14 protein-coding genes are annotated in these 16,802 nt (G+C 61.0%); 12 read left to right on the forward strand and 2 right to left on the reverse strand.

What is annotated here, in order from left to right:
* Positions 1 to 84: 84 nt before the first annotated feature.
* The 12 genes from DLM86_RS19120 to DLM86_RS19175 all read left to right on the forward strand — a co-directional run bounded on the left by DLM86_RS19120 (position 85) and on the right by DLM86_RS19175 (position 14,227).
* Entirely contained in the window at positions 85 to 375 is a 291-nt protein-coding gene (locus DLM86_RS19120) for a CD3324 family protein (protein WP_110841649.1), read from the forward strand.
* 65 nt (positions 376 to 440) lie between these two features.
* Positions 441 to 857 carry a gamma-glutamylcyclotransferase family protein gene (locus tag DLM86_RS19125; protein WP_110841650.1) on the forward strand — a complete coding sequence of 139 codons (417 nt, stop codon included), beginning with the start codon at positions 441 to 443 and terminating at the stop codon, positions 855 to 857.
* 168 nt (positions 858 to 1,025) lie between these two features.
* The gene (locus tag DLM86_RS19130) at positions 1,026 to 1,403 is read left to right on the forward strand and encodes a response regulator (protein ID WP_110841651.1); all 378 of its coding nucleotides are present in this window, start codon (positions 1,026 to 1,028) and stop codon (positions 1,401 to 1,403) included.
* 27 nt (positions 1,404 to 1,430) lie between these two features.
* On the forward strand, positions 1,431 to 4,460 hold the full coding sequence (locus tag DLM86_RS19135) for an ATP-binding protein (protein WP_110841652.1): 3,030 nt from the start codon (positions 1,431 to 1,433) through the stop codon (positions 4,458 to 4,460).
* The gene (locus DLM86_RS19140; RefSeq protein WP_110841653.1) at positions 4,453 to 6,192 is read left to right on the forward strand and encodes a response regulator; all 1,740 of its coding nucleotides are present in this window, start codon (positions 4,453 to 4,455) and stop codon (positions 6,190 to 6,192) included. The genes DLM86_RS19135 and DLM86_RS19140 overlap by 8 nt, the downstream gene beginning before the upstream one ends.
* A gap of 225 nt (positions 6,193 to 6,417) precedes the next feature.
* Positions 6,418 to 7,236, forward strand: a complete 819-nt coding sequence (locus DLM86_RS19145) for a metallophosphoesterase (protein ID WP_158289565.1) — start codon at positions 6,418 to 6,420, stop codon at positions 7,234 to 7,236.
* Between the two features lie 104 nt (positions 7,237 to 7,340).
* A complete protein-coding gene (locus DLM86_RS19150; protein WP_110841655.1) occupies positions 7,341 to 7,739 on the forward strand; it encodes a DUF2203 domain-containing protein in 399 nt (132 codons plus the stop codon).
* Between the two features lie 55 nt (positions 7,740 to 7,794).
* A complete protein-coding gene (locus DLM86_RS19155) occupies positions 7,795 to 9,429 on the forward strand; it encodes a copper resistance CopC/CopD family protein (protein WP_110841656.1) in 1,635 nt (544 codons plus the stop codon).
* A 116-nt stretch (positions 9,430 to 9,545) separates the two neighbouring features.
* Entirely contained in the window at positions 9,546 to 10,361 is an 816-nt protein-coding gene (locus DLM86_RS19160) for a sensor histidine kinase (protein WP_110841657.1), read from the forward strand.
* Positions 10,358 to 11,032 carry a response regulator gene (locus DLM86_RS19165; protein WP_110841658.1) on the forward strand — a complete coding sequence of 225 codons (675 nt, stop codon included), beginning with the start codon at positions 10,358 to 10,360 and terminating at the stop codon, positions 11,030 to 11,032. Before DLM86_RS19160 ends, DLM86_RS19165 begins: the two co-directional genes overlap by 4 nt.
* Before the next feature lie 85 nt (positions 11,033 to 11,117).
* Entirely contained in the window at positions 11,118 to 11,756 is a 639-nt protein-coding gene (locus DLM86_RS19170; protein ID WP_110841659.1) for a YcnI family copper-binding membrane protein, read from the forward strand.
* Positions 11,757 to 11,905: 149 nt separating this feature from the next.
* Positions 11,906 to 14,227 (forward strand): helix-turn-helix domain-containing protein, encoded by a 2,322-nt coding sequence (locus DLM86_RS19175; RefSeq protein ID WP_158289566.1) that lies wholly within the window; start codon positions 11,906 to 11,908, stop codon positions 14,225 to 14,227.
* Between the two features lie 20 nt (positions 14,228 to 14,247).
* On the opposite strand, the gene DLM86_RS19180 is transcribed toward DLM86_RS19175, so the two are convergent.
* Both DLM86_RS19180 and DLM86_RS19185 read right to left on the reverse strand, forming a co-directional pair.
* On the reverse strand, positions 14,248 to 15,870 hold the full coding sequence (locus DLM86_RS19180) for an extracellular solute-binding protein (protein WP_110841661.1): 1,623 nt from the start codon (positions 15,868 to 15,870) through the stop codon (positions 14,248 to 14,250).
* 28 nt (positions 15,871 to 15,898) lie between these two features.
* Positions 15,899 to 16,789: a carbohydrate ABC transporter permease gene (locus tag DLM86_RS19185; RefSeq protein WP_110841662.1), complete on the reverse strand. Its 891-nt coding sequence runs from the start codon at positions 16,787 to 16,789 to the stop codon at positions 15,899 to 15,901.
* Between the last annotated feature and the right edge of the window lie 13 nt (positions 16,790 to 16,802).

Below are 16,802 nucleotides of genomic sequence, written 5' to 3' on the forward strand. Positions count from 1 at the left end.
GAGGAGGTGAAACGATGAAAGCGCTCATTTCTGTTGCAGTTGGGTCGGTTTCGGCAACAAACAATCATGAGGAGGTTTTCATCAATGAGTTACAAGAACGGAAAGGATTTTCTTCCGCCTAGCTTATTGAAGGAACTGCAAAACTACATTCAAGGCGAGCTTGTCTATATACCGAAAATCGGGCAAACCCGGGCCGGCTGGGGCGAAAACAACGGAACGCGGAAGCTGATCGAGAAGCGCAACCGCGAAATTTATCAAATGTACAAAAGCGGTACGACGGTCGTCGAGCTGATCCAGCGCTTCCATCTGTCCGAGGACAGCATCCGCAAAATTATCGTCAAAACCCGGGAGCTCGTACAGAACGTGGCCAAATGAAGCAAGACGTCAACCGTCTTGCTTTTTTTCTTTCGGCATCACACTCGAACCGAGGGAGGCATTCGATGATTCGCGTATTCGTGTACGGGACGCTGTTGACGGGCGAGACGAACTACGGAGTGGCGGCGCCGTACGTCCGGTCCGCCGAGCCCGGCGGGGTGTACGGACGTCTGTACGACGCCGGGGCTTACCCCGCGCTCGTCCTTGGCGAGGGCGGGGACGAGGCCGGCGGCGCGGTCGTGCAAGGCGAATGGTTTACGGTAGACGAGGAGGGACTTGCCGCGATGGACGAGCTGGAGGAGTATGTCGGACCGGGCGATCCGCGCAACGACTACGAGCGGGTGACGGTGACCGACGTCGACGGTGTCCGGACCGGATGGGCGTACGTCTGGACCGGCTCGCGGGGCTTCCCCGAAATCCGCTCCGGCTCTTGGCGGGCTCACCGGGCCGCCGCCTCGGAGCGGGCGGGCCAAACGGAATAAGGCGCTGCGGGACGAGCTCCGCAGCGCCTTTTTTTTCGGATCGCAAGCGGCAGCGCCGACCTTGAAGCTCCTATTTTTATTGGCGTTGGCCGATACAACGGCGAAGGCGGATGCTATAATGGGAAGACGCGGATTTGCGATATTTGTCGAATGAATGGGGAGAGCTTGATGGGGAATCGGAAAATTTTGCTGGCGGACGACGAAACGGCGCTCCGCTTTCTGCTCACCGAGACGTTGGCGGACGAAGGCTACGTCATTACGGAAGCCGAGGACGGCGAGCAGGCGACGGCGAAGCTTGCGGCGGAGCCGTACGATCTCGTCATTCTGGATTACATGATGCCGGAGAAAACCGGCGTCGACGTGTGCGCTTGGCTGCGCGGCTCGGATTCGCCGAACCGGGACATTCCGGTCGTCCTGCTGACCGCCAAGGCGCTCGAGAAGGATAAGGAAAAAGCGATGGCGGCGGGCGTCACCTCGTATATCGTGAAGCCGTTCAGCCCGCTGGCGCTGATCGGCGTCGTGAACGGCTTGCTCGAGCGCGGCTAATCGCCCGGGGCGGACAGGAGCGGATTCATGATCATTCGAACGAATAGCGTTGCCATGAAAGTATCCCGGTGGATCGGGGCGGTCGTACTGGCGTTCGCCTTACTCGTCACCGCCGCCGGCTTATATGTAAACCGCCATATTTCGGACGGCCGGGAGAAGCTGGAGCGGAACGTGGCGGACCAGCAGCTCGTCCAGACGCTGTACGCCGAATCGCAGTCGGTCGTCTCCGATTTGCGGGCGTATTTGGCGTTCGGCCGCGACGAATTTCTGACCCAATTCATGGAGAAGCGGAAGCGGCTCGACGCCGGGCTCGCCGAAGCGGCCGGGCATTTCGACAGCCGCGGCTACGGCGAAACGTTCGCGGACGAATGGAACGCCATTCGCCGGTCGTGGTCGAGCTACGTCCAGACGAGCGATACGGTCATTGACCTGAAGAAGCGCGGCGATATGGACGAAATCGCCAACATGTCGCGGACGAGCACAACCTCCAGCGTCAACGACATGGCCCAGCACTTCGGCAGCATATTGGCCGGCCAAAGCGAAGCGGTGGACCGGCTGCTCGAAGACAACCGGAAGCGGACGGAATCGCTCGTCTGGCTGTCCGTCCTCGTCGTCGCCGGTGCGGCGATGATGGGCTGGATGCTCGTCCGGTATTTGCGCCGGACGGTGCTCGCCCCGGTGGTGGAGGCGGATACGGCCGTCAACCGGATCGCCGGCGGCGAATACGTCGAGGTGACGCCGAGCGGACGCAACGACGAGCTCGGCCGGCTCATGCGCGGCATCCACTTCATGTCGAACGAGCTGAAGCGGCGCCACGTGGCGCTGCAGGAGACGAACAAGGAGCTGACGATGCAGCGGGATTTGCTGGAGGCGCAAAACGAGGAAATTACCGCCCAGCAGCTCGAGCAGCAGGAGATGCTGCTCAAGCTGACCGACCGGGAGCGCGAGCTGGAGCTGATCAATACATACCAGGAGAAGCTGACCGGCTTCGTGGAAATGAAATCGTTTCTGCACCACTCGATCGCGGCGCTTCTGCAAGCGCTTCGCCAAGACGCGGCCGTTCTCGTCGCGCCGAATCCGGAGACGGGCGCATACGACGTCGTGTATTCATACGGCTACCCGCCCGGAGCGCTTCCTTCCTCTTACGGCGAGCTGTTCGGACCGGGCCGGCGAGTCTTGGACGAGAAGCAGCCGATCTACCGCAAGCGAACGCTTGCGTCCGACGAGAGGGGCATTCACGGCGGCTACGATACGGCGCTGGATCAATATTACCCGCTGCTCGACGAGCATTCGCAGGTGATCGGCCTGCTGCTCCTTACCGCATACGGCGCATGCGACACGAACGACGCGCTGCTGCGGCAGACGAAAGGGCTCGTGCGCCAATTCGCGCTCGCCTATCTCGCCCAGACGACGAACGAGGAACGTCGCAGACAGGCGTATTTGCTCGAGGAGCTGAACGAGGAGCTGTCCCAGGAGCGGGACGGCTTGCAGCAGCAGCGCGACCTGGTGCGCCGGATCATCGAGTCGATCCACGAGGGGATGATCATGTGCGACGCCGCGGGCCGCATCGTCTTTTCCAACAGGCGGATGGACGAGCTGTTCGGCTTCGACCGTTTCGCGGCATCGAACATCCGCGATTTTTGCCGGCATTTGGAGGAGTTTTGCCCGCACAAATCGCAGCTGTGCGATTTTACGGAGGCGGTCATGAGCGGCTCGCTCGACCAGCTGCAGGAACGGTTCACGCACGTCCGCGAAGACGGGCGCGAGGACCATTTCGAGCTGTACGTCAGCTCGATCGCGGACCCGATCGACAATACGCGCAGCTTTCTGTTCGTCTTCCGGGACCGGACCAACGAGGAGCTGGCCGACGAAGCGAAAAACGAATTCATCAGCATCGTCTCGCACGAGCTGCGCACCCCGCTCGCCAGCGTCCTCGGCTTCATGGAAATTTTGCTGAACCGCGACGTTCCGAAAGAGAAGCAGCACAAATATATGGAGACGATTTACAAGGAAGCGAACCGTCTGTCCAACCTGATCAACGACTTTCTCGACCTGCAGCGGATGGAATCGGGGAAGCAGTCGTACCACATGGTGCCGACCGACGTCTCGGCGCTCGTCCACGACGTGGCGGAGCAATGGCATGGGAAGCAGGGACACCGGATCGAGCTGGAAGCCGAGCCAGGCCTTCTCGTCACGGCCGACGTCGACCGGCTGACGCAGGTGATGCACAACTTGATCAGCAACGCGGTGAAATATTCGCCGGGCGCGGACAAGGTCGCCGTATCGGTCCGGCGCGAAGGGGAGGACGCCGTCATCGAGGTGCGGGATAGCGGACTCGGCATTCCGGACGACGCGAAGGAGAAGCTGTTCAACAAGTTTTACCGCGTCGACAACTCCGACCGCCGCCAGATCGGGGGAACCGGTCTCGGCCTCGCGATCGTCAAGGAAATCGTCGATTCCCACCGGGGCACGCTGTCGTTCGACTCGGAGCTCGGCCGCGGCTCGACGTTCCGGGTTCGGCTGAAGACGTACCGCGTATCGGGTCTCGGCGGTAAGGTCGTCGTGCTCGAGGACGACGACAACTTGTCGAAGCTGATCGCCGTCGCGTTCGAGAAGCTGCAGGTGCCGACGGTGCAAATCCGCAGCGCCGAGGACGCCATCCTGTCGCTGCGCGAGCCGGGGAACCGGCCTCCGCTGCTGTGCATCGTGGACATCCAGCTCGAAGGCGCCAAGTCGGGCTGGGACTTTATCGCCGAGCTGCTCGCCCGTCCCGACTGCTCGCACACGCCGGTCATCGTCTCGACGGTGCTGGAGCCGCCGAAACATTTCCTCGAGACGGACACGGAAAAATATTTGCGCAAGCCGTTCACGGTCGACCGGCTGCTCGAGCTCGCGTCGGGCATGCTGGAGAGCCGGCCGGACCGGTCTCCGCCCGTCGTCTTCCCCGTGCAGGACGAAGCGGCGATCGCCAGCACGCTGCTGGAGAAAGGGATCCGCGTCGCGGACTTGAAGATCAAGAAGGATATTATCGAAGTGGAAGTGAAGAAGGATGACTGAGTCGATGGAGCGGGGCGGTCTGGAGAAGCGGCTTCAAAACGAGCTTGTGATGAAGGAAGGCAAAGCCCGGTTCGTGGAGGAGCTCGCCCGTTCCATCCGGGCGATGGACGAGCTGATCGACCGGATGGAGCGGGCGTTCGACGACGGTCTGCCGGAGCGATTTTACCGGTACGTCCATACGTTGAAAGGGAGCGCGCCGATATTCGGCTTCGCAAGCGTCGGCTCCGTCGCCGAAGCGCTGGCGAACGAATGGGAGTGGACGCAGGACGAGGCGGAGCGGGGGGCGGCCTACGAGCCGGCGGCCCGGCGAAGCGTCTTGAACAGCAGGGCGAGCCTGCTTCAGATGAAGATGGAGCTGCTCATCCTGCAGCGGCAGCAGCAGCAGGCAGGCCCGAACGACCAAGGGCAGCGGAACGCGGTTTCGGGTTCGAGCGGCAAGCTGCTCGTCGTCGACGACGACGATGTGCTGCGTTCGTTTCTCGTCCGCCGGTTCGAGCTGGACGGATATGTCGTGCATGACGCGAACACGGTGGAGCTGGCGAAGCGGATGCTTCACGAGGACGTCTACGACTTGATCCTGCTCGATTTGATGATGCATCCGCAGTCCGGCTACGAGCTGTTCGATCATTTGAAGGAGGATCCGACGTTCCGGTGGATCCCGCTGATCGTCTTGTCGGCGCGGAACGACGTGCACGACAAAGTGCGCTGCCTCATGCTCGGCGCCAACGATTACGTCACGAAACCGTTCCAATACGAGGAGCTGGCGGCGCGCGTCTACAGCCTGCTGGCCCGGACGAGAAATTTCGAGCAGCTGGCGTTCCGCGATCCGCTCACGGGCGTGTTCAACCGCCGCTACTTCGACCACCAGATCGAGCTGGAGCTGCACCGGACCGTGCGATTTCCGGCGCCGATCTCGATCGCGTTCATCGACATCGACCGGTTCAAGACGATTAACGACAGCTACGGCCACGCGATCGGCGATCTCGTCCTGCAAGGGCTTGCGCATTTGCTCCAGCAGCATTTGCGCGCGACCGACGTGCTGGCCCGCTACGGCGGGGAGGAATTCGTCGTCGTGCTGCCGAATGCGTCCGGCGGGCAGGCGGTCCGGCAAATGGAGGAGGCGTTGGCCGCGACGCGCCGCCAGCCGATCGTGCAGCACGAAGGCCAGTCGTTCTCGATCACGTTCAGCTGCGGCGTGGCCGAATGGACGCCGGGGCTGCCGACGGCCCAATGGATCGCGCTGGCCGACGAAGCGATGTATCGGGCGAAGCAGCAGGGGCGCGACCGCGTCCTGCTGGCCGACGGCGCGCCGGAGACGGCCGCTTCCCGCCGGCCGGAGAACGAGCTGACGCCGGCGAAGCGCGTGCTCGTCGCCGACGACGACGGCATTTTGCGCTCGATTCTCGCGACGCGGCTGAAGAAGATGGGCGTGCGGGTAGCGGAAGCGCAGGACGGCGAGGAGGCGCTCGCCCATTTGTCCGGGAACGGGGTCGACCTTTGCATCCTGGACGGCGTCATGCCGAAGCTGGACGGCTTCGAGCTGCTGCGGCGGATGAAGGCGGATCCGGAGGAGCGCTTCCGGACGACCCGGGTGCTCATGCTTTCCGGAAAAAAACGAGACGAAGACATCTCGCTCGCGCTGCGGCTCGGCGCGGACGAGTACATGTCGAAGCCGTTTTCGCTCGTCGACCTGGACATGCGCGTGAAGCGGCTGCTGGAGCTGGACGCGTAGCGGAACGGTGCAGGGACTCCCTTGTTTCGGCAAGGGAGTTTGTTGTATGCGGGCGAATCGTGCAACATTTTTCCTTTTCTTGCCGCCTATGCCAGTAGTATGATGTTGAGTAAGGAAAGGGGGGAGTTCGGGACGAGGGCGAGTCGGCCCGCGATTATAGACAGGTTCGGGCCGGGGCGGCCCGTTCCGATAGAAAGATCACAGGAGCGGAAACGGAGGAACCCGATGATTTATTTCGCGGTAATCGTGGCGGCGATGGCCGTCGTTGTTTATTTGTTTTACGGAACGGTCAATGCGGAGGTGACGGAGACGAAGGTGTTCTCCGATCGGGTGAACGGGGAGCTGCGCATCGTGCATATCACCGATCTTCACGGGCGAACCCGGTTTTGGACGGGCACCGTCGCGGAGATCGTCGAGTCGCTGCGCCCGGACATCGTGTGCATTACGGGCGATCTGTTCAATCGGCTGGACCAGCTGCCGGAGGTGATGCGGGAGCTGCTGCGCATCGGCTGTCCGTATACGTTTTTCGTGCCGGGCAATCACGAGCGGGAGGAGAAGAGAGGGTTCCGGCGCCGCAAATTCACCGAGGACGAATTCGTGCGCGTGCTGCGCGACATCGGCATCCGCCACATCCGGGTGCTCGCGAACGAAGGCGAGCTGATCGAGGTGAAGAACTCCCGCGTCTACGTGTACGGCTTCGACAATTCGCTGGTCGGGCGGGAGCGGCTAAATCCGCCTTACGAGAACGTGGACGGCGCCTTCCGGCTGACGCTGGCTCATTCCCCGAGCATCGTCCGCTGGATGTCCAAGCGTTCGATCGGCTACGACCTGCTGTTGGCCGGACATACGCACGGAGGGCAAATTCGGCTGTTCGGACGGCCGATCGTCCGGTTCGGCAACTATCATACCGGGATGAAGGAGATGGAGCCGGGCCGGTCGATGTATATCAACCGCGGGCTGGGGACGATTCATCTGCCGTTCCGCTTCGGCTGCCGCCCGGAAGTCGCGCTGATCCGGGTCGCCGGAACCGGCGGCGCCAAGTAGGCGGATGAGCCGGATCGCGGCCGTCCGAACGTAGAGTTCGCCTCGCGTTCATTGGAATCGGCCGACCCGTTCTGGTACAATCGGGGGTAGGGGAGGCGATGGGGATGGAGAAGAAATGGTTCACGCCGGAGGAGGCCAACGCGCTGCTTCCGACGATACGCCAAGAGCTGCATGCGCTTCAAGCGATCAAGCAGCAGTTCGAGGAGCGTTACGTGCATTTGAAACAGTTGAAGGAGCTGGCCGGGAAAAGGCGTACCGACGACGATCCGTTCTTCGCCTTGGAGTGCGAGCTGGAGTTTATGCAGATCGAAGCCCGAACCATCGTCCAGAGCATTCATCGGAAAGGCGCGCAGCTGAAAGATTTGGACATGGGGCTGATCGATTTCCCGTCCATCCTGAACGGCGAGGAAGTGCTGCTCTGCTGGAAGCTCGGCGAGGAGTCGATCACCCACTGGCACGGCATGAACGACGGGTTCGGCGGCAGGAAGCCGCTGGCGGAATGACGGCCGGCCGACCGGCTGCCGCGGGTCTTATTATACGAGGGGAACGAACAGAAGCATGAATACGAAACTGACAAGGTGGATCACGATGGCGCTGCTGCTGGCCTGCGCCTTCGTCTGGATCGCGCCGAAGCCGGCTTCCGCGCACGCCGTCTTGACGAAAGCGGTTCCGGAGCCGAACAGCCAGCTGGATCAAGCGCCCGAGCGCATCGAGCTGACGTTCAACGAGCGGCTCGAATCTCAGCTGTATTACATCAAAGTATACGACGAGATCGGACGCGACATTTCCGATCGGAAAGCGTCGCTGAGCGGCGACCAAAAGACGGTGACGCTGGAGCTGCCGAAGCTGTCCAACGGACGATACACGTTCACGTATCACGTCATTTCCGCGGACGGCCATCCCGTGGAAGGGACGTACGTGCTGACGATTGGCCCGGAGGTGGGCGTCTCCGCGGGAGGCGCGCCGGATACGCTTCACGCCGGACACGAGCTGTCCGCCGACATGAGCGTCTACGACGTGCTCAAATATTTGTCGAGAATCGCGTATTACTTCGGCCTGCTCGCCGTCGCCGGCTGGGTGCTCTGGGGAGCGATCGCGGGACTCGGCCGGTCGGGCATCAGCGACTATTACCGCAACGGCCTGCTCGGCGTGCAGCGGACTCATTTGTTGGCGTTGATCGCCTTTGTCTATTTTCATTATCAGGATTTGCTCGGGGATCAAGGGTTGGACGAGCTGCTCGGCCTGTTCACCGGCACGTGGGTGGGGCGCTCGTGGCTGATCGCGTTCGTGCTGGCGCTGGTCGGCTTCGCGACGCTCGGCCGCTCGAAGGCGGGCGACTTCGTCTGGATCGCCCTGCTGCTGGCGGCGAAGAGCGTCAACGGACATGCGATGGGCAACGATCCGTTATGGCTGACCGTGCCGCTCGACTTCGTCCATTTGCTGGCCGCAGCGGTATGGGTGGGGGGCTTGCTGCTCATCGTGCCGGGATGGCGTAGGAACCGGACGTGGGTCGACGCGTTTTTACCGAGATTCTCGAACGGCGCCCTGCTCGCGATCATCGCGCTCGTGCTTTCGGGCACGGCGACGACGCTGCTTTATTTGCCGGGTCTGAACTACTTGCTGTACTCCCAATGGGGCAAGCTGCTGATCGCGAAGGTCGTCTTCGTCGTCATCGTCATTTTGATGGCGATCGGCATTCGCCTCGCGATGCGCAAGCGCAAGGAGAAGGACTTGTACGACATGGTACGGATGGACTTCGGCGCGATGAGCATCATCGTCGTGCTGGTCGGGCTGCTGACGTTCATCAGCCCGGTGCCGCCCAACGAGCCGCTCAACTGGCACGTTATGGGCGAGAAGGTGCATATGACCGCTCAGGTGACGCCGAAGGTGCCGGGCGACAACCAGTTCCGGGTCGACGTCTGGATGCCGAAGGAGCTCGACCGGCCGAAGCAGGTGCTGCTGAAGCTTCATCTGCTGGACAAGTCCGGCATCGCGCCGATCGACGTCCCGCTCGAGGAGCACGTGAACGACCGCGAGAGCGAGGAGTTCCAGGCGGACGACACGCTCAAGAAGTTCAGCTACAAGGCGGAGGGCCCGTACATTCCGTTCCCGGGCTTGTGGAAGCTGGAAGTGCGTATCATGGACAAAAACGACGACGAAACCGTGTACTCGACGGAGACGAGAGTGTACTGAGTTGGTCGGCGATCGAAGACGCTCCCTTGCCCGCATGCAAGGGAGTTTTTCTTGGGGGCAAGGCTGCCGGAAGCGGACGGAGCCGCGGGAAATAGCGTACGGAGGGGGCGACCGGGTTGTCGTTTCAACGGTTGAAATGGTTCACGATCCTGCTGCCGGCGATCGTCATCGGCGGCTTCGAGCTGATCCGGCACGAACTGCTGCTGCACTACTTGTCGATGGAGGTCGGCAACTTTTTCATCATCGGCTTGACGCTGCTGCTGTCGTATTGGTTCTCGAACTGGATGTTCCGCAAAATCCACCGGATGAACCGGACGCTGGCCGAAGAGCAGGCGCGCCGCGCCGTCTACGAGGAGCGGGAGCGGCTCGCCCGCGAGCTGCACGACAATATCGCGCAAATGCTGTTCTTCGTCAACGTCCGGCTGAAGCAGGGGAAGACGGAGGAGGCGCGCTCGGCCGTATCGGAGATCGATCACCATCTGCGCCAAGCGATTTTCAACCTGCGCTCGCTGCCGGAAGACAGCGTGGCGTTCCCCGACCGGCTGAACCGGTGGCTGCGCGAATGGAGCGTCATCTCCGGCGTCGAGGTGGAGCAGCGCATCGATTGGCCGGAGACGGAGCCTTTGTTCACCCCGTCCGAGGAGGTGCAGCTGTTCGCGATCGTGCAGGAGGCGTTCACGAACATCCGCAAGCATTCCGAGGCGGACCGCGCCTCCATCGCCTGGACGTGCGATCCGGGCGGGCGGTGGACGCTCGTCGTCAAGGATAACGGCAAAGGGCTGCGATCCGGCGCCGACGACGAGAGAAAATACGGGTTGCCGATGATGCGCAAGCGGGCCGCCGACATGAACGCCGTGCTGACCGTCCGGTCGCCCGGGGACGGGGGCACGGAGCTGACAGTCGAAGGAAGAAAGGAGCGTGGAGCCGGATGAACGTCTATCGCGTGCTGATCGCCGACGACCATCCGTTGGCGCGCCAAGCGATCCGCAGCCTGCTCGACGGCGACGCCCTGTTCGAGACGGTCGGAGAGGCGGCCGGAGGGGAGGAGGCGGTGTCGATGTGCGGCAACCTGCAGCCGGATCTCGTGCTGATGGACATCCATATGCCGGACATCAGCGGCTTGGAGGCGACGCGCCGCATCAAGCAGCATTACCCGCACATCCGCGTCGTCATGCTCACCGTCTCGGATTCCGTGGCCGACCTGTTCACGGCGATCCAGTTCGGCGCGCAGGGCTATTTGCTCAAAAACATGGACCCGGACGATTGGATGCACTATTTGCGCGCTCTGCTGGACGATAATTCGGAGGTGTCGCGGCAAATGGCGGACAAGCTGTTCCACCATTTCCGGGGAGGGGCGGGAGCGGACGCGTCCGAGCCCGGCATCGGCGCGCTGACGCCCCGGGAGCGGGAGCTGGTCGCCTGGGTCGCCTCCGGCGACACGAACCGGCAAATCGCCGAACGGCTCGTCATCGCCGAGAATACGGTCAAAAACCATATCAAGAACATACTGGACAAGCTGAACCTCGAAAACCGCGTCCAGCTGACCGCCTACGCCGTCAGGCAAGGATTGACACATATCGGCCATAATCGAGGGGGAAAATAGCCCGGTCGAGTCATTCTCACGGGTCCGCTTTTTGGATACATTGAATCGTGTAGACAAACTCGCACCAAAGGGGCTGAATGAAACGATGAAAAAAACCGGATCGCTGCTCGCCGTCTGCCTGTTCGCCATGATGCTGTTCGCGGGCGTAGCGAGCGCGCACGTCACCGTAATGCCGAACGAAACGACGCAAGGCAAATACGAGGTGTTCACGCTTCGCGTACCGACGGAGAAGGAAATCGCCACCGTGAAGGTGGAAGTGAAGATTCCGGCCGGCGTGACGATCTCGCGCCTCGAGCCGAAGCCGGGCTGGAAATACGATCTTGCCAAGGACGCCTCCGGCAAAATTACCGGCGTCGTCTGGACGGCGACGGGCGAAGGATTCGGCGCGACCGAATTCGGCGAATTCCGCATGCAGGGCAAAGTCGAGAACGATGCCAAAGATTTGTCGTGGAAAGCGTACCAGACGTACAAAGACAACAGCGTCGTCGAGTGGGTCGGGGCGGAAGGCTCCGACAAGCCGGCCTCCGTCACGAAGGTGAAGGCGGCGGCGCCCGGCACGGCCGACTCGCATGGCGGCGGCCACGATACGGGAGCGGCTCCGGCGGCGGCCTCGGATGCGGCCGGCGGCGCGGGCGAGTCGAAGACGCCGCTGTACTTGTCGATCGCGGCCGTCGTGCTCGGCGTCCTGTCGCTGATCGTGGCGCTGACGAAGCGGGCGAAGTGACGCCCGGAGCAAACGCCCTCTCGCTTGCCTCGGAAAAACCGCTCGGGACGATGACCGTCCCGGCGGTTTTTCCTTTTCGATCCGTGCCTTGACAAATGAAGGGACGATAAATTAGCATGGGAGCAAGTTCGACGAATGAGGTGGTTCGGATGCGGTTGCCCGGAGAGCGAAACGACAGCTACGTATTCAAACGATTTCTCGTCTCGTTCCTGCTGATGCTCATCATCCCGCTCGCGCTGTCGAGCTTCACCTACTACGAGGCGGTCCATATCGTGGAGACGCAATCCCGCGACGCCAAGCTGTCCGTCCTGGAGCAAGCCCGCGACATGATCGACAAGCAATGGGCCGATATGGACGAAGCTTCGATTCAGCTGTCGTTCGACTCCCGGCTGATCGGGTTGTTCAACGTTCAAGCTCCGCTGGACAATTCGCCGGTGTTGTTCGACGTATGGAATTATTATAAAGATTTCCGTTCGCTGGCCGTAACTGGAAGCGCATTCACGAATACGTTTTTCGTCGTCCTGAAAAACAGCGATCTCGTCTTTTCCCAAATCCAAACGACCGACTCGACGCGAGAATTTTACGACGACGTGTTTCATTATGACGGGATGACGTACGAGGAATGGCACTCGGTTTTGTTCGGCAAGCCGCATTTCCGCGAAGTGCTTCCTTCCCGGAAAGCCCGGGTGAACGGAACGGATGTGTCCGTCATCACCTACATGACGTCGCTGCCGCTCGGATCCGAACAGGAGAGCCAAGGGGTGGTCGTGTTCGCGATCGAGGAGGAAGACATCATGAAGCTGGCCGGCATCGACGGGGCGAACAACCACACGTTTGCCATTTTGGACGATAAGGGTGCGCTTCTGACGGGCGGTTCCGACGTGCCGATTCCGCCGGAAATCCGGCAGGCCGCCGACCGTCACGGCTACATGCATGCGAACATAGCGGGGGAAGACCATCTGTTCGTGTACACTCGGTCCGGCTACAATAATTGGACCTACGTCGCGTCGCTGCCGATCGGGCAGGTGATGGGCAACGTTTACTACATCCGCACGATCGCCTTGCTCGTCGCCGCCGTCACGCTTGTCGTCGGCACCGTCGTCTCGCTGTGGATGGCTTACCGCCATTCCAAGCCGTGGAAAGAAGTCGTCGCGGTGCTGCGGGCGTTCTGGGGAAACGACCATGCCGGCGGCAAGCCGGAACCGCACGAGAAGCCGAACGAAGTCGATTATTTGCAGAAAAGCATCACCCGGCTGATCGACAACAACCGGTCGATGAAGCAAGTGATGCAGCGGCAGGCGGATACGTTGAAAACCGTGTTCATCGAACGGCTCTTCAAGGGCGAATTCGACGACCGCGCCCACATGCACGCCATGCTCGCCCACGTCGGGCTGGACATGCGGGGAAGCCGCTTCGCCATTGCCGTCCTGCGCATCTACAAGCAGAACGATTCGTTGAACGCCGAAAGCTTGAAGGAGCTGAGCATTCTCCGGGCGCTCATGGAGGAAGTCGTCCGCGAGCATATCCGGGACGGCGGATACCTCCATACGATGCACGAGAACGAGCTCGCCGTCCTCATCCGATCGGACGCCGGAAGCCGCAAGGCGTTCGTCGCCGACCTCGACGCCCTCTTTCGCGCCATCAGCCGCGACATCCAGGAGCGGTACGTCATCGCGCCGATGATCGGGGTCGGAGACATTTACGAAGAGCTGCTCGATGTGCATTATTCGTTCCAGGAAGCGAGGCTGGCCGTCGCCGACAGCCGTTCGGCGGGCGACGGCGAGCTCGCCGTCGTATGGTACGACCGGATGGACAAGAAGCATACCGGCTATTACTACCCGACCGAAATCGAAATCCGCCTGATGAATGTCGTCAAAGCGGGGAATGCGCCGGAACTGGAGCATATGCTGCGCCATCTGCATCACGAAAATTTCGTCGCCAAGACGCTGTCCGCCGTAACGAAGCAGCATTTGCTGAGCGACCTGGAATCGACGGAGCGCAAGCTGAAGGACGAGGTCGGCCGCCACCTCCCGTCGGAAGCCGCGGCCCCGGACTCCGGGGAGACGTTCGCGGACATCGACAACGAGCTGCGGGACGTGTTCCTCAGACTGCATCATTTGTGCCGGTCGATCGAGAAAAACAAAAAGAGCCGCAATACCCGTCTCATGGACAGAATCGTGGCTCATATCGACGAGCATTATCGGGACGCCAATCTCAGCCTGTACGCGATCGCGTCTCATTTCAACTTGTCGGAATCGTATTTGTCGCAATTTTTCAAGGAGCAGTCCGGCGAAACGTTCAGCTCCTACTTGGAGAAGCTCCGCATTAATCTCGCGTGCCGGTTGATCGAAGAGGACGCGATGTCGATCGAGAGCATCGCCGCGCAGGCCGGGTACAACAGCACGCATTCGTTCCGCCGCGCGTTCAAGCGGGCGACGGGCGTCTCGCCTTCGTCCTACAAGCGGCTGTGACCCGGCAAGCCCCTTTATTCTTATTTCGCCTTGTTGTACGCTTCCGTGCGCAGCTTCACGACTTCCGGGAGCCCGGCTTTGTTCGCGGCGTCCATGAACTTCTTCCAGTCCGAATCGTTGGACGGGTCGAGCGCTCCCGTAATGAACTTCAGCCAATATTCGTCCCGCACGCCGTTCAGGTTCGTCTCCAGGCCCACCAGCTTTTTCCGGTCGGCTTCGTTGAACTGGAAGATCGGCTCGATCGGACCGAAGTAGTTCGGCTTGGCCGGGATCGTTTTGCTCATGTCGAGCTTCGTCTTGTTGAACGTTTCGTCGAACGACTTGTGCAGCGTCAGGAAGCCGCCGAGTCCGATCGACCCGATGTTGATGCCGTAGGTCGACAGCTTGTCGCCCTGGGCGTTGGCCGGCGTGCTCATCGTCGGCAGGAAGCGCGGGGCGCCGTCCTTCTTCTCGTAGGTGACGCCTTCCTTGCCGTACGTGTACCAGAGCTGGCCTTCCTCCGAGGCGGCCCAGTTCAAGTAATCGAGAAGACGGTCGACCTTTTCCTGGCTCGTCCCTTTCTTGATCGCCGGTCCCCAGTACGAATGGTACGCCTCCCGCTTGTAAATCGTCTTCTGCGGATCGCGGGACGGATGGTCGAAGTTGTCGACCCACGCCCAGTCGACGTCCGGGGCGGCCGCTTTTTGCAGCCCGTTGTTGTACGAAGGATCGGTAATCGTCTGCATGATGACGTTGTTGCCTTGCGCGATCAGCTTGTTCGTCTGGTCGGCCGTGGCGGTCGCGAAATCTTTCATCATCAAGCCGCGTTTGTACATGGCGTTCAGGAACCGCAGCATGTCGCGGCTCTGGTCGCCGGCGAGCGGGTAGGCGTGAAACTGCTTCGTGACGGGATCGACGAACGAGTTCCAGCTCAGAATCAGGTCGGGAAAGCCGAACATTTGGAAAAACGTGCTGACCGCCCACAGCGGGCTGGACGAATTGCCCGGCGAGACGAACGGGATGAGCCCGGTTTTGTCCTTGATCGTCTGCAGGGCGGCGATCATCTCGTCCGGCGTCTTCGGGAAGGTCAACCCGTACTTGTCGAACAGGTCTTTGCGGTACTGCCAAGCCGTCTGCACCGGAATCGTCCGCTTCGACGGGAGGAAGTACAGCTTGCCGTCGGAGAAGCGGGTCGACTTGAACACCGTATCCCATTCTTCGTCGGTCCACAGCTTCATATAGTTGGGCAGCTTCTGCTTGAGCTCATCCGGCTCGAACGGACGAAGGAAGCCCGAAGACATCCATTCCACCGATTTCCACTGGTCCCGGGCGTACGGAATGAACTCGGGCCCGTCCCCGGTCGAGAACAGCAGCGTCGTTTTGGTCGGCCAATCGTTGCGGCTGTAATCCTCGGCCTTGAATACGAGATTGAATTTTTCCTTCAGCATCTTCGCTTCCAAATCGTCCTTCACCGTAGCCGCGTCCAGGATCGCCCGGGACACCGTGACGGTCAATTCCTTCTCATACTTGCCGCCCGACGCCGAACCGCCGGAAGCACCCGGCGCGGGCGCATTCGATTCGCCCTCCTTCGTGCAGCCGATGGCGAGCGTAACGGGCAGGACGGCGGCCATCAATATTGCAAGCGCTTTCTTCGATTTCCCCACTCGGATTCCTCCTTCATGTAACAAGGCTTCAGCCTTTCAACGAACCGATCATGACGCCTTTGACGAAATATTTTTGAATGAACGGATACAAAATCATCATCGGCCCGATGGACACGAACAGCGTCGCATATTTGACCGACGTCACGTCCGTGGAAGCCATTTCGCTGGCCGACGCTTCCCCGGCGCGGATCGACTGCATGAGCAGCTCCGAGCGGATGATGATTTGGCGAAGCACCATCTGCAGCGGGTATTTGTCCTGATCCTTCAAGTATAGCAGCGAAGAGAACCACGCGTTCCAATAATTGACCGCATAGAAGAGACCGATCGTAACCAGCGCGGCCATCGACAACGGCAGCGTAATGCGGATGAAGATGATCAGATCGTTGGCGCCGTCCAGGTAGGCGGACTCGTTCAGCTCCTCCGGGATCGCTTGGAAGTAAGAGCGCATGATGATCAAGTAATACGTCGAAATCGCCGTCGGCAAGACGATCGCCCAGATCGAGTCGTATAAGCCCAGATGCTTCACGAGCAAGAAGTTGGCGATCATCCCTCCGTTGAAATACATCGTGATCAGCACGAACACCAGGTAGAAACTTCGCAGCGTTAAGCGCTTTCGCGACAAGGCGTAGGCGAGCGAAGTCGTAAGCAGCATGCTGATCGCCGTACCGAGCATCGTATAGACGACGGAGTTCAGAAAGGAGCGGGTGACGGTTTTCGCTTCCCAGATGAGGCGGTACGCCTTCAAGGTCACATCGACCGGGAAAATCGACACCTTGCCCAAGTTGTAGGCGGTCGGACTGCTGAGCGAGGCGGACAAGACGTACAGCACCGGGTAAATCGTCGCGATCAGCACCAAGAGCATGACGATGTGGACGACAGCGTCCAGCAGCTTCGACGACAGCGATCGATCTCGGATCATGGGGACACCTCCT

The organism is Paenibacillus flagellatus (assembly GCF_003217775.1).
Taxonomy (GTDB): domain Bacteria; phylum Bacillota; class Bacilli; order Paenibacillales; family NBRC-103111; genus Paenibacillus_AB; species Paenibacillus_AB flagellatus.

Bases quoted from the DNA above. Each gene is read 5' to 3' on its own strand.
- DLM86_RS19150 (WP_110841655.1), top strand. From the start codon at position 7,341: ATGGAGAAGAAATGGTTCACGCCGGAGGAGGCCAACGCGCTGCTTCCG.
- DLM86_RS19185 (WP_110841662.1), bottom strand. From the start codon at position 16,789: ATGATCCGAGATCGATCGCTGTCGTCGAAGCTGCTGGACGCTGTCGTC.
- DLM86_RS19140 (WP_110841653.1), top strand. From the start codon at position 4,453: ATGACTGAGTCGATGGAGCGGGGCGGTCTGGAGAAGCGGCTTCAAAAC.
- DLM86_RS19125 (WP_110841650.1), top strand. From the start codon at position 441: ATGATTCGCGTATTCGTGTACGGGACGCTGTTGACGGGCGAGACGAAC.
- DLM86_RS19145 (WP_158289565.1), top strand. From the start codon at position 6,418: ATGATTTATTTCGCGGTAATCGTGGCGGCGATGGCCGTCGTTGTTTAT.
- DLM86_RS19155 (WP_110841656.1), top strand. From the start codon at position 7,795: ATGAATACGAAACTGACAAGGTGGATCACGATGGCGCTGCTGCTGGCC.
- DLM86_RS19170 (WP_110841659.1), top strand. From the start codon at position 11,118: ATGAAAAAAACCGGATCGCTGCTCGCCGTCTGCCTGTTCGCCATGATG.
- DLM86_RS19175 (WP_158289566.1), top strand. From the start codon at position 11,906: ATGCGGTTGCCCGGAGAGCGAAACGACAGCTACGTATTCAAACGATTT.
- DLM86_RS19165 (WP_110841658.1), top strand. From the start codon at position 10,358: ATGAACGTCTATCGCGTGCTGATCGCCGACGACCATCCGTTGGCGCGC.
- DLM86_RS19135 (WP_110841652.1), top strand. From the start codon at position 1,431: ATGATCATTCGAACGAATAGCGTTGCCATGAAAGTATCCCGGTGGATC.
- DLM86_RS19120 (WP_110841649.1), top strand. From the start codon at position 85: ATGAGTTACAAGAACGGAAAGGATTTTCTTCCGCCTAGCTTATTGAAG.
- DLM86_RS19130 (WP_110841651.1), top strand. From the start codon at position 1,026: ATGGGGAATCGGAAAATTTTGCTGGCGGACGACGAAACGGCGCTCCGC.